The following is an 11,645-nucleotide window of genomic DNA, read 5'->3' as shown; positions in this document are numbered from 1 at the left end:
GGTTACATTCCGAACCCGGAAGCTAAGCCTTACAGCGCCGATGGTACTGCAGGGGGGACCCTGTGGGAGAGTAGGACGCCGCCGAACAATATTTGGAGGACCTCTGGTCCCAGCGACTCGCTGGGACCAGAGGTCCTTTTTTGTTTTCCGAAGCGCGCTGGGTACCCGGCTGCGCGAGAATGACTTGCGGTACCGATGACAGGAGTCACCCATGTCCACCAACTCTCCCGACGAGCGACCGGAGCGCGACCAGCGACGCCGGGACAGTGGTGACCGGGGCGGGTACCGAGGGGGCCCGCGCCGCGACAACGACCGTGGCGGGAACGGCCGGCGTGACGACCGTCGCGATGACAGCCGTGGCAGCAGCAGTGGTGGCGGCGACCGCGGTGGTTTCCGCCGTGATGACAACCGTGGTGGCAGCGGCAGCGGTGGCAGCAGTGACCGTGGTGGCTTCCGCCGCGACGACAACCGTGGTGGCGGCACTGGCGGCGGATTCCGCGGGCGCGACGACCGTGGTGGCCGTCCGCCGTTCCGGCGTGATGACCGTCCGAGTGGGCCGAGCCGTGACGACCGCGATCGCGGTGGGTTCCGTCGGGACGACGACCGTGGTGGCCGTCCGGCTTTCCGCCGTGACGACGAGCGGGGCGGCCCGCGTCGCGACGACAACCGCAGTGGCAGTGGTGGCGGCGATCGTGGTGGCTTCCGCCGCGACGACCGTCGCGATGACAACCGCGGTGGCGGTGGCGACCGTGGCGGCTTCCGGCGTGACGACAACCGTGGTGGCAGCAGTGACCGTGGCGGTTTCCGTCGCGATGACAACCGTGGCGGCCCTCGGCGTGATGGTGACCGTCCGCCCTTCCGGCGTGACGACCGTCGTGATGACAACCGTGGCGGCGGCAGCAGTGGCGGTGACCGCGGTGGCTTCCGTCGGGACGACAACCGCGGTGGCGGTGGCGACCGTGGTGGGTTCCGGCGCGATGGCGATCGTCCGGCGTTCCGCCGTGACGACGACCGTGGTGGCCGTCCGCCGTTCCGGCGTGATGACCGTCCGAGTGGGCCGAGCCGTGACGACCGTGACCGCGGTGGGTTCCGTCGGGACGACGACCGTGGTGGCCGTCCGGCTTTCCGCCGTGACGACGAGCGGGGCGGCCCGCGTCGCGACGACAACCGCAGTGGCAGTGGTGGCGGCGATCGTGGTGGCTTCCGCCGCGACGACCGTCGCGATGACAACCGCGGCGGCAGCAGTGGTGGCGGCGACCGCGGCGGTTTCCGCCGCGATGACCGCAGGGACGACCGTCGCGACGGCGACCGTACCGGTTACGTCCGTCGCGATGATCGGCGTGACGACCGTCGTGATGACAACCGTGGCGGCAGCAGTGGCGGTGGCGACCGTGGTGGCTTCCGTCGGGACGACAACCGCGCAGGTAGTGGCGGTGGCGGGTTCCGCGGACGGGACGACCGTGGTGCGCGAGGCGGCGACGACCGTCGTGGCGGCGGGCGTTTCCGTGACGAGCGGGACCGCGACCGCGAGCCGATCAAGCGGCTGCCGATCCCGGACGACGTCACGGGCGAGGAGATCGACAAGGACGTAAAGCAGGAACTGCAGAGCCTGCCCAAGGGGCTTGCCGAGGACGTCTCCCGGAACCTGGTGATGGTGGCGAGGCTCATCGACGAGGACCCCGAGGGGGCGTACGGCTACTCCAGGGTCGCGCTGCGGCTGGCGTCGCGTGTCGCTGCCGTACGGGAGGCGGCCGGCTTCGCCGCGTACGCGAACCAGAAGTACAGCGAGGCGCTCGCCGAGTTCCGGGCCGCGCGGCGCATGACCGGCAACGTGGACCTGTGGCCCGTCATGGCGGACTGTGAGCGCGGTCTCGGGCGGCCCGAGAAGGCGCTCGACATGGCCGGGGCCCCCGAGGTGCAGAAGCTCGACAAGGCCGGCCAGGTCGAGATGCGGCTCGTGGCCGCCGGTGCGCGGCGGGACATGGACCAGCTCGACGCGGCCATCGTCACGCTGCAGAGCCCCGAGCTCGCCTCCAACTCCGTACAGCCCTGGACCGCGCGACTGCGGTACGCGTACGCCGACGCGCTGCTTGCGGCCGGGCGTGAGGGCGAGGCGCGCGAGTGGTTCGCCAAGGCCGTCGAGTCCGACAAGGACGGCAGCACGGACGCCTCGGACCGGCTCGCCGAGCTGGACGGTGTGGAGTTCGTCGACGCCCTCGTCGAGGACGACGGCGATGGCGACACCGACAGGGACGGGGATGTCGAGGTCGTGAACTCCGAGGCCCCGGAGGCGGAGTCGGAGCCCGATCCGGTCGAGGACAGCGTCGACGACGATGGCCTGGACGACGTGGACGACACGGACGGCGACGAGGGCGACCTGAAGGGCTGACAGCCCCGCAGGAGTCGTACGAGTACGGCTGCTACGAGTCCTACGAGTACATGGGCGGGATCCCCTCGGGGGTCCCGCCCGTTCGTGTTTTCAGGGGGCCAGGGTGCGCAGCACCAGGCCCGACGCCGGCTTCGGGCCGAATGACGTCGACTTGCGGGGCATGGTGACGCCCTGGCTCGCGAGGTCGCGTACGACCTCCTCGTGGACCGGGTGCATCAGGACGGCCGTGCCGCCGTCGCGTTCCGCCTTGGCGACCGTGGCGGCGGTGTCGTGGATGTAGGCGATGTGCTCCGGGACGTCGGGTATCTGCCAGACGTGGTCGAGGAGCGTGGCGTGCAGAACCGTCGCGTCGAGGGTGCGCCAGGTCTCGGGGCGGTCCGCCGGGATCGTACGGGCGAGCAGGTCCGGGGACGGGCGGTCGACGAGGTGGAAGGTGCCGTCGCCCGCAAGGAGGTATGCGTTTCCCTCGGTGGCCGCTACGGAGAGGGCCTCCAAGGCCCGGGAGAGGGGGCCGTCGACCTGATGTACGCGGAAGTCGTCGCCGAGGGCCGTCAGGGCGTCGGCCACCGGGAGGCGGTGCAGGAGACGATGGATCGCGCGGACGCGGAGTGGGTAGCGGGCGGTGTCGACGAGGAGCACCAGGCCGAAGTCCCAGGGGCTGGGGGAGGGATGCTCCGCGCGTAGACGCAAGTACGTCGCCCAGCGGTGGTGGCCGTCGGCGATGAGGGCCTGGCGGTGGGCCAGGTCTGTCCGGATCTCGGCCAGGTGCGCGGGGTCGGTCACGGCCCACAGGCGATGGCTGAAGCCGTCCTCCGTGGTCGTGGACAGCAGGGGAGGACGCTCGGCGGCGCGCTCCACGACGGCGGTCGTGCCTGAGGCGGCCCCGTTGCCGCGGTAGGTCAGCAGCAGGGGTTCGAGGTTCGCGGAGGTGGCGCGCATCAGGGCCGCGCGGTCCGCGACGACGTGCGGCATGACGTCCTCGTGGGGCAGGACCACGCCGTCCGACGCCTCCGACAGGCGCAGGGCGCCGATGATGCCCCGTTGCAGCATGCCGTCGCCGTGGCGTTGCTCGTATACGTACAGACCCGGCACGGAGTCCGTGGTCAGGACGCCCTCGGACAGCCAGCGGTGCAGGGTGTCCGCGGCCTGCTCGTTGCGGACGCTGGGCGTGGTGGCCTGGGGGAGGATCAGCCGGACGATGTTGTGCGGGTCCGCCGATTCGAGGTGGTGGAGACCGTCGGGTCGTACGACCACGTCGTACGGCGGGGACGTGACGGCGGAGAGGCTGCCGACCCGGTCGGGGTCGTAGCGCAGACCCTGGAACGGGGTCAGATCAAGGCCCATGCGTGCCGGTACGTCCGCGGGACCTGCAGTGTTCATTGGTGCATCGTAAGTGTGTCAGTGCCGTGCGGGATGATCGGGGGAAAGGGATCGAACGAGGAGCGATGCGTAATGAGCCAGACCGTGAGGACGCGCCCCGAGGGCAGTGACCGGGCCCTGAGCGAGGCGTACGACACGGCGCTGCTCGACCTGGACGGGGTGGTGTACGCGGGCGGGAACGCGATCGCGTACGCGGTCGACTCGCTCGGCACGGCCCGCTTGGGCGGAATGCGTCTCGCGTACGTGACGAACAACGCGCTGCGGACGCCCGACACCGTGGCCGCGCACCTCTCGGAGCTGGGGATACCGACGGAGGAGCCGGACGTCATCACCTCGGCGCAGGCGGTGGCCCGGCTGATCAGCGAGCAGGTGCCCCAGGGGGCGCGGGTGCTGGTGATCGGCGGGGAGGGGCTGCGGGTCGCGCTGCGCGAGCGCGGGCTCGAACCGGTCGAGTCGGCCGAGGACGAGCCGGTGGCGGTCGTGCAGGGGTACGGCGGGCCCGATCTGCCGTGGGGCCGCTTCGCGGAGGCCTGCTACGCCATCGCGCGCGGGGTGCCGTGGTTCGCGTCCAACACCGATCTGACGATCCCCAGCGCGCGCGGGATCGCCCCGGGCAACGGCGCGGCCGTGGAGGTCGTGCGGATCGCGACCGGCGCCGAGCCGCAGGTGGCGGGCAAGCCGCTGCCGCCGATGCACCGCGAGACGATCCTGCGGACCGGGGCCGAGCGGCCGTTGGTCGTCGGGGACCGGCTCGACACGGACATCGAGGGGGCGTTCAACGGCGAGGTGGACTCGCTGCTGGTGCTGACGGGCGTGACCGACGGGGCGCAGCTCCTCGCCGCGCCGCCGCAGCACCGGCCGACGTACGTCGACGCCGATCTGCGGGGGATGCTGACCGGGCAGCCGGAGGTCGTCGAGGCGGGCGAAGGGTTCCGCTGCGGGGGCTGGACGGCGACGGCCGGCGCCGAGCGGCTGGAACTGGAGGGTGCGGGCGAGGCGATGGACGGGCTGCGGGCGCTGTGTGCCGCCGCCTGGACGGCTGCCGGGGACGGGGCGTGTGAGCTGGACGGGGGCAAGGCGCTGGCGCGGCTTGGGCTTTGAGCGCGGGCCCGGCGGATCCCATGGGCTTTCGGGCGGGGCCTGCGATGGGGCCCTGGAGTGCGGCCTGAGGAGGGTGGTTGCGCAGGTCACGGCATATGGGATCGTGACGCGTGGCGAGGGTAGGCTAACCTAACCGGGTGTTGGTCGACAGTCCCCCCGAACCGAGCGCGGAGACCGCCCCCGCGCCCCCAACCCGCCGGGCGATACGGGCCGCTGGGCTCTTCGTGTCCCTCGCCGTGCTGGTGCTGGTCGCCCTGGCGAGCATCGCGATCGGCGCAAAAGAGCTGTCGCTGGAGCAGGTCTGGCACGGTTTGTTCGAGGACTCGGGAACGTACGGCGACGTCGTGGTGGGCGAGCGGCTGTCGCGTACGGTCCTCGGGCTGCTCGTCGGCGCCGCGCTCGGCCTCTCCGGGGCGGTCCTCCAGGCGCTGACCCGCAACCCGCTCGCCGACCCGGGGCTGCTCGGCATCAACGCCGGCGCGTCCGCCGCGGTCGTCACGGCCATCACCTTCTTCGGTGTCACCTCGCTGAGCGGCTATGTGTGGTTCGCCTTCGCGGGGGCCGCCGCCGTCGGGGCGCTCGTGTACTTCCTCGGCGGCAGCCGGGGTGCCACGCCGGTGCGGCTCGCGCTCGCCGGCACCGCGATCAGCGCCGCGCTCTACGGCTATCTGCAGGCCGTGATGATCACGGACGAGGCCGCGCTCAGCAAGATGCGCTTCTGGACGGTCGGTTCGCTGGCCTCGGCCACGAACTCGACCATCGAGCAGGTGCTGCCGTTCCTCGTGATCGGCACGGTCCTCGCGCTGGCGCTCGCCCGGCCGCTGAACGCCATGGCCATGGGCGACGACACCGCCCGCGCGCTCGGGGCGCATCTGAACCGCACCCGCGGGCTGTCCATGGCCGCCGCGACCGTGCTGTGCGGGGCCGCGACCGCCGCCTGCGGGCCGATCGTCTTCGTCGGGCTGATGGTTCCGCACGTCGTACGGTCCTTCACCGGGCCCGACCTGCGCTGGATCCTGCCGTACGCCACCGTGCTGTCGCCGGTGCTGCTGCTGGGCGCCGATGTGATCGGCCGGATGGTCGCCCGGCCCGCGGAGCTCCAGGTCGGCATCGTCACCGCGATCCTCGGCGGGCCGGTCTTCATCTTTCTCGTACGACGGCGGAGGACGGCGCAGCTGTGAAGCCCCCACGCAATCAGGCCGGACACGATCGGGCAGGACACGATCGGGCAGGACACGAACGGACCGGGCTCGATCAGGCGGGACACGAAAACACCGGGCTCGATCAGGCAGGTCCCGTCCGGGCCTTCCGGGCCCGGACCGTGCGCACCGGCGGTGGGATGTCGGTCCGTGTCGATGTCCGCGGGTTCACGGTCGTCGTGCTGCTGCTCGTGGCCGCGCTCGCCGCGAGTATCGTGCTGATCGGCACCGGCGACTTCCCGATACCGGCCGCCGACGTCCTCAGGACGTTGGTCGGCAACGGCGACGCCGGCCAGGAGTTCATCGTCAACGAGCTGCGCCTGCCGCGGGTCCTGGTCGGGCTCCTGGTGGGGGCCTCGCTCGGGCTCGGCGGCGCGCTCTTCCAGACCATCTCCCGCAACCCGCTGGGCAGTCCGGACGTGCTCGGCCTCGGGCAGGGTTCGACGGCCGGCGCGCTCGTGATGATCGTGTTGTTCTCGGGGAGTGCCACCCAGGTCGCCGTCGGGGCGCTGGTCGGCGGTCTGGTGACCGGGCTCGCCATCTATGTGCTCGCCTGGAAGCGGGGTGTGCACGGATACCGACTCGTCCTGGTCGGTATCGGTGTCTCCGCGATCGTCACGGCCGTCAACGGCTATCTGATCACCAAGGCCGACCTCGTCGACGCGGCCCGTGCCGTCGTCTGGATGACCGGCTCGCTCAACGGCCGTGACTGGGCCCAGGTCTGGCCGCTGCTCGGCCTGTGCGCCGTCCTCGTACCGCTGGTCCTCGGCAACGCGCGCGGGCTGCGGATGCTGGAGATGGGCGACGACGCGGCGTACGCGCTCGGGGTGCGGGTCGAGCGCACGCGGCTGCTGCTGTTGGTGGCCGCCGTGCTGCTCACCGCGGCCGCCACCGCCGCCGCGGGCCCGGTCGCCTTCGTCGCGCTCACCGCGCCACAGCTCGCGCGGCGCCTCACCCGCTCGCCGGGACCCAATCTGGTGCCCGCCATGTGGATGGGCGCCACCCTGCTGGTCGTCGCGGACTGGGCCTCGCAGCGGGCCTTCGGCGCAGACCAGCTGCCCGTCGGCGTCGTGACCGGAGTGCTCGGCGGCGTCTATCTGCTGTGGCTCCTGGTCACCGAGCGGAAGGCGGGCCGGATATGAACGCCGACCGCAAGACGAGTACGGCCGACGACGGGACGGCGCGGACGGCCGCCGCCGGCGAGACGAGCAGGACGAGTACGGGCTCCGATGGCGGGCCGCACACGAACACCCGAAGGAGCACTGTGAACCGCCTCTCCGCCGAGAACGTCACCCTCGCCTACGACCAGCGCGTCATCGCCGAGCAGTTGTCGGTCGAGATACCGGACAACTCGTTCACGGTGATCGTCGGCCCGAACGCCTGCGGCAAGTCCACGCTGCTGCGCGCCCTGTCCCGGATGCTGAAGCCGAGCCAGGGCCGGGTGATGCTCGACGGGCAGGTCATCCAGTCGATGCCCGCCAAGAAGGTGGCCAGGACGCTCGGGCTGCTGCCGCAGTCGTCGATCGCGCCCGACGGGATCACCGTCGGCGACCTCGTGGGGCGCGGCCGCTATCCCCACCAGGGGCTGCTGCGCCAGTGGTCGACCGAGGACGAGCGGATCGTGCGCGAGTCCATGACCTCGACGGGGGTCGCCGAACTGGCCGACCGATACGTCGACGAGCTCTCCGGAGGCCAGCGCCAGCGTGTGTGGATCGCCATGGCGCTCGCCCAGCAGACCCCGCTGCTGCTGCTCGACGAGCCGACCACCTATCTCGACATCCAGCACCAGATCGACGTGCTCGACCTGTGCGCGGAGCTCCACGAGGAGCAGGGCCGCACCCTGGTCGCCGTACTGCACGACCTCAACCACGCGGCCCGGTACGCCACCCACCTGATCGCCCTGCGCGAGGGCTCGGTGATCGCCGAGGGCGCCCCGGCCGACATCGTCACGGCCGAGCTGGTCGAGGAGGTCTTCGGGCTGCGCTGCCAGGTCATCGACGACCCGGAGACGGGTACGCCGCTGGTGGTGCCGGCGGCGCGGAAGGCACGTACGACCGCCGCCGCGCCCGTCGGTGTCGCGAAGAGCTAGTGCTCCCGCGGGATCGCCAAGGGCCGGACGGGCAGGGCCGGGGGAGCTTTCAGAGGAGTTTTCTGAGCCGGAGCAGGTCGCGCAGGCCGGCTTCGAGCTTGACCCGGCCCGAGCCCCAGGCCTTCGCGAAGTTCAGCTCGCCGTTGACCATCGCGACCAGATCGTCGCCCGTCATCGTGAGCCGGATCTCGGCCTTGTCGGGCGGGGGGCCCTGGAGCGTGTCGAGCACCTCGATCCGGCCGTCCTTGAGGCGGCCTACGAAGGTGATGTCGAGGTCGGTGATACGGCAGCTCAGCGAGCGGTCCAACGCCGCCGCGCTGCGTACGTCGCCGTCCGCGCCCGCCATGTTGTCCGAGAGCTTGTCGAGTGCGCTGCGGCACTCCTCAATCGTGGCCATCGCGATCGACGGTACCCCAGCGCTTCGCGGTAGCGTCGGGTCATGAGCGACTCCATGAGCGGCCCGGAGACGGGGGCCTTCGACACAGGACCCTTCGGCGCGGAGGCCCGGACTCCGGTCGTGCCCGTGCTCGAGCCGGTGCCGGTGCCGTCCGCGGACCCCGAGGCCATGGCCGGGCCCGGGCCCGAAGGCGAGCCCGATGCTCAGGCCGAGGCCGGGCCCGCCGCGGAACCCGAGGACGACCCCGCCGCCCCCGCTCCCCTCCACGTGCCGCGTACGCCCACGGGCAACGCCGAGGTCGACGCCCAGCTCGACCGGTTGGCCGATGTGGACCACCTCGCCACGGACGGCCACGTGGAGGTGTACGAGGATGTGCACAGGGGGCTGCGCGACGCGCTCACCGCGCTCGACGCCCGCCCGGGACCTCCGGCGCCCCCTGCGCCGTACGGCAGCAGTAACGACAGCAACAGCAACAGCAACAGGAGCTGAACCGAACGTGGCAGGAGTGGCACGACGCCGCCTCGACGCCGAGCTGGTCCGACGTAAACTCGCCCGCTCGCGCGAGCACGCCGGACAGCTGATCGCCGCCGGGAGGGTCACCGTCGGCAAGACCCTCGCGACCAAACCCGCCACCCAGGTGGAGACCGCCGCCGCCATCCTGGTCACCCAGGACGACGACGATCCGGACTACGTCTCGCGCGGCGGCCACAAGCTCGCCGGGGCGCTGGAGGCCTTCGTTCCGCTCGGCCTGGCGGTCGAGGGACGGCGGGCTCTGGACGCCGGCGCCTCGACCGGCGGGTTCACCGATGTGCTGCTGCGCGCGGGCGTCGCCCACGTCGTCGCCGTGGACGTCGGATACGGGCAGTTGGCCTGGTCTCTTCAGAGTGATGAACGGGTCACCGTCAAGGACCGTACGAACGTACGCGAGTTGACGTTGGAGGCGATCGATGGGGAGCCGGTGGATCTTGTTGTCGGTGACTTGTCCTTTATCCCACTCGGCCTGGTGCTGCCCGCCCTTGTGCGGTGCGCGGCGCCCGGAGCCGACCTGGTGATGATGGTCAAGCCGCAGTTCGAGGTGGGCAGGGAACGGCTCGGGAGCGGCGGAGTCGTCCGCAGCCCCGAGCTACGGGCGGACGCCGTGCGCGGCGTGGCCCGGCAGGCGGGGGAACTGGGACTCGGGGTGAACGGTGTGACGGCCAGTCCGTTGCCCGGGCCCTCGGGGAATGTCGAGTACTTTCTGTGGCTGCGTGCCGGGGCACCCGCACTGGACCCGGCCGACGTTGACCGTGCAGTGGCGGAGGGGCCGCGTTGACACAGACCCGAGCTCGTACTGTTTTTCTGCTCGCCCACACCGGACGGCCCGCGGCCATCCGCAGTGCCGAGCTCGTCGTCGAGGGGCTGGTGCGTTCCGGTCTCGGCGTACGGGTCCTGGAGGCGGAGGCGGCCGATCTGCCGCTCCCGGAGAGTGTGGAGCTCGTCAAGGAGGCGACACCGGAGTGCCTCGACGGGTGTGAGCTGCTGATCGTCCTCGGCGGTGACGGGACGCTGCTGCGCGGTGCCGAGTTCGCCCGCGCCTCCGGGGTGCCCATGCTGGGCGTCAACCTCGGGCGTGTCGGCTTCCTCGCGGAGGCCGAGCGCGACGACCTCGACAAGGTCGTCGACCGGGTGGTGACGAAGGCGTACGAGGTCGAGGAGCGCATGACCGTCGACGTCGTCGTGCACAGCAACGGCGATGTCGTCCACACGGACTGGGCGCTCAACGAGGCCGCCGTGCAGAAGGCGGGGGCCGAGAAGCTCCTGGAGGTCGTGCTGGAGATCGACGGGCGGCCGGTGACCGGGTTCGGGTGCGACGGGATCGTCCTGTCGACGCCGACCGGTTCGACGGCGTACGCGTTCTCCGCGGGCGGTCCGGTGGTGTGGCCGGAGGTCGAGGCGCTGCTGATGGTGCCGATCAGCGCGCACGCCCTGTTCGCCAAGCCGCTGGTGACCTCGCCGAACTCGGTGCTGGCCGTGGAGGTCCTGCCGCACATCCCGCCCGGGGTGCTGTGGTGCGACGGCCGCCGCACGATCGAGCTGCCGCCCGGTGCGCGGGTCGAGGTCCGGCGTGGGGCGGTGCCGGTGCGGCTGGCGCGGCTGCACCATGCGTCGTTCACCGACCGGCTGGTCGCCAAGTTCGCGCTGCCGGTGGCGGGTTGGCGGGGCGCTCCGCACTGAGTGCTCCGCAGGGGGCGGGGATGTCGTTGGTTTGGTGCGGGTCGGTGGGGGCTGGTCGCGCAGTTCCCCGCGCCCCTTAAGAGCAGGGGCTATCGCCCCGTCTTTCAGGGGCGCGGGGAACGGGCAATTCGGTCAACCGCACCAGGGCTTATGCGGAGGGACTGGGGCGGCGTCGCGCCGGGTGGGGGAAACCTCGTATGGTCATGTCCGTGTTGGAGGAGATGCGGATACGGTCGCTCGGAGTCATCGACGACGCGGTCGTCGAGCTGTCACCCGGCTTCACCGCCGTGACCGGTGAGACCGGCGCGGGCAAGACGATGGTGGTCACCAGCCTGGGCCTGCTGCTGGGCGGGCGCGCCGATCCGGCCCTCGTGCGGATCGGGGCCAAGAACGCGGTCGTGGAGGGGCGGATCTCCGTACCCGACGGCGCCTCGGCCGTCGTACGGGCCGAGGAGGCCGGCGCCGAGCTCGACGACGGCGTGCTGCTCATCAGCCGTACCGTTTCCGCCGAGGGGCGCTCGCGCGCGCACCTGGGAGGGCGTTCCGTGCCGGTGGGGCTGCTCGCCGAGCTCGCCGAGGACCTGGTGGCCGTGCACGGCCAGACCGACCAGCAGGGGCTGCTCAAGCTGTCCCGCCAGCGGCAGGCCCTCGACCGGTACGCGGGCGACGCCGTCGCCGTGCCGCTCGCCAAGTACGCGGGCGCCTACCGACGGCTGCGCGCCATCTCCACCGAACTGGACGAGATCACCACCCGCGCGCGGGAGCGTGCCCAGGAAGCCGACATGCTGCGCTTCGGGCTCGACGAGATCGCCGCGGTGGAACCGCGCCCGGGCGAGGACGTCGAGCTTGCGGCCGAGGCCGAGCGCCTCGGGCACG

Annotated in this window: 11 protein-coding genes, 1 rRNA gene and 1 pseudogene; 11 read left to right on the top strand and 2 right to left on the bottom strand. The window is 71.8% G+C overall.

Annotated elements, in window-relative coordinates:
• The 3 genes and pseudogenes from rrf to O3Q52_RS37755 form a co-directional block, all read left to right on the top strand.
• Positions 1-87: ribosomal RNA gene (gene rrf / locus O3Q52_RS37765) — 5S ribosomal RNA — on the top strand; the annotation flags it as partial.
• Positions 88-247: 160 nt separating this feature from the next.
• Positions 248-1,054 (top strand): annotated as a pseudogene (locus O3Q52_RS37760) (hypothetical protein); the annotation flags it as partial.
• Positions 1,055-1,543: 489 nt separating this feature from the next.
• Positions 1,544-2,389: a hypothetical protein gene (locus O3Q52_RS37755; RefSeq protein WP_269653115.1), complete on the top strand. Its 846-nt coding sequence runs from the start codon at positions 1,544-1,546 to the stop codon at positions 2,387-2,389.
• A 90-nt stretch (positions 2,390-2,479) separates the two neighbouring features.
• Here the strand turns inward: O3Q52_RS37755 and O3Q52_RS37750 are convergent, their stop codons facing one another.
• Positions 2,480-3,769: a DUF1015 domain-containing protein gene (locus O3Q52_RS37750; RefSeq protein ID WP_269653113.1), complete on the bottom strand. Its 1,290-nt coding sequence runs from the start codon at positions 3,767-3,769 to the stop codon at positions 2,480-2,482.
• 72 nt (positions 3,770-3,841) lie between these two features.
• On the opposite strand from O3Q52_RS37750, the gene O3Q52_RS37745 reads away from it, so the two are divergent.
• The 4 genes from O3Q52_RS37745 to O3Q52_RS37730 all read left to right on the top strand — a co-directional run bounded on the left by O3Q52_RS37745 (position 3,842) and on the right by O3Q52_RS37730 (position 8,158).
• Positions 3,842-4,870, top strand: coding sequence for an HAD hydrolase-like protein (locus O3Q52_RS37745; protein WP_269653112.1), 1,029 nt, complete (start codon positions 3,842-3,844; stop codon positions 4,868-4,870).
• 137 nt (positions 4,871-5,007) lie between these two features.
• Complete coding sequence (locus tag O3Q52_RS37740; RefSeq protein WP_269653111.1) at positions 5,008-6,051, top strand: iron ABC transporter permease; 1,044 nt, start codon at positions 5,008-5,010, stop codon at positions 6,049-6,051.
• A 158-nt stretch (positions 6,052-6,209) separates the two neighbouring features.
• Positions 6,210-7,211, top strand: coding sequence for an iron chelate uptake ABC transporter family permease subunit (locus O3Q52_RS37735; protein ID WP_269653110.1), 1,002 nt, complete (start codon positions 6,210-6,212; stop codon positions 7,209-7,211).
• The gene (locus O3Q52_RS37730) at positions 7,208-8,158 is read left to right on the top strand and encodes an ABC transporter ATP-binding protein (RefSeq protein WP_269653109.1); all 951 of its coding nucleotides are present in this window, start codon (positions 7,208-7,210) and stop codon (positions 8,156-8,158) included. The genes O3Q52_RS37735 and O3Q52_RS37730 overlap by 4 nt, the downstream gene beginning before the upstream one ends.
• 49 nt (positions 8,159-8,207) lie before the next feature.
• Here O3Q52_RS37730 and O3Q52_RS37725 read toward each other — a convergent pair whose 3' ends face one another.
• Positions 8,208-8,555 carry an SCP2 sterol-binding domain-containing protein gene (locus O3Q52_RS37725; protein ID WP_269653108.1) on the bottom strand — a complete coding sequence of 116 codons (348 nt, stop codon included), beginning with the start codon at positions 8,553-8,555 and terminating at the stop codon, positions 8,208-8,210.
• Positions 8,556-8,723: 168 nt separating this feature from the next.
• Here O3Q52_RS37725 and O3Q52_RS37720 point away from each other — a divergent pair, with 168 nt between their 5' ends.
• From O3Q52_RS37720 to O3Q52_RS37705, 4 genes are all read left to right on the top strand, one after another.
• Positions 8,724-9,044, top strand: coding sequence for a hypothetical protein (locus O3Q52_RS37720; protein WP_269653114.1), 321 nt, complete (start codon positions 8,724-8,726; stop codon positions 9,042-9,044).
• A 7-nt stretch (positions 9,045-9,051) separates the two neighbouring features.
• Positions 9,052-9,867 (top strand): TlyA family RNA methyltransferase, encoded by an 816-nt coding sequence (locus O3Q52_RS37715; RefSeq protein WP_055618638.1) that lies wholly within the window; start codon positions 9,052-9,054, stop codon positions 9,865-9,867.
• Positions 9,864-10,769: an NAD kinase gene (locus O3Q52_RS37710; protein ID WP_055618637.1), complete on the top strand. Its 906-nt coding sequence runs from the start codon at positions 9,864-9,866 to the stop codon at positions 10,767-10,769. The genes O3Q52_RS37715 and O3Q52_RS37710 overlap by 4 nt, the downstream gene beginning before the upstream one ends.
• Before the next feature lie 197 nt (positions 10,770-10,966).
• The coding region (locus O3Q52_RS37705) for an AAA family ATPase (protein WP_269653107.1) at positions 10,967-11,645 on the top strand (679 nt) is incomplete at its 3' end.

Origin of the sequence: Streptomyces sp. ActVer (genome assembly GCF_027270795.1) — a bacterium.
Classification (GTDB): domain Bacteria; phylum Actinomycetota; class Actinomycetes; order Streptomycetales; family Streptomycetaceae; genus Streptomyces; species Streptomyces umbrinus_A.
The sequence above is the reverse complement of the archived record's forward strand: the minus strand, read 5'-3'. Positions and strand labels throughout refer to the sequence as shown.

Bases quoted from the DNA above. Each gene is read 5' to 3' on its own strand.
- O3Q52_RS37745 (WP_269653112.1), top strand. From the start codon at position 3,842: ATGAGCCAGACCGTGAGGACGCGCCCCGAGGGCAGTGACCGGGCCCTG.
- O3Q52_RS37735 (WP_269653110.1), top strand. From the start codon at position 6,210: ATGTCGGTCCGTGTCGATGTCCGCGGGTTCACGGTCGTCGTGCTGCTG.
- O3Q52_RS37750 (WP_269653113.1), bottom strand. From the start codon at position 3,769: ATGAACACTGCAGGTCCCGCGGACGTACCGGCACGCATGGGCCTTGAT.
- O3Q52_RS37730 (WP_269653109.1), top strand. From the start codon at position 7,208: ATGAACGCCGACCGCAAGACGAGTACGGCCGACGACGGGACGGCGCGG.
- O3Q52_RS37725 (WP_269653108.1), bottom strand. From the start codon at position 8,555: ATGGCCACGATTGAGGAGTGCCGCAGCGCACTCGACAAGCTCTCGGAC.
- O3Q52_RS37720 (WP_269653114.1), top strand. From the start codon at position 8,724: ATGGCCGGGCCCGGGCCCGAAGGCGAGCCCGATGCTCAGGCCGAGGCC.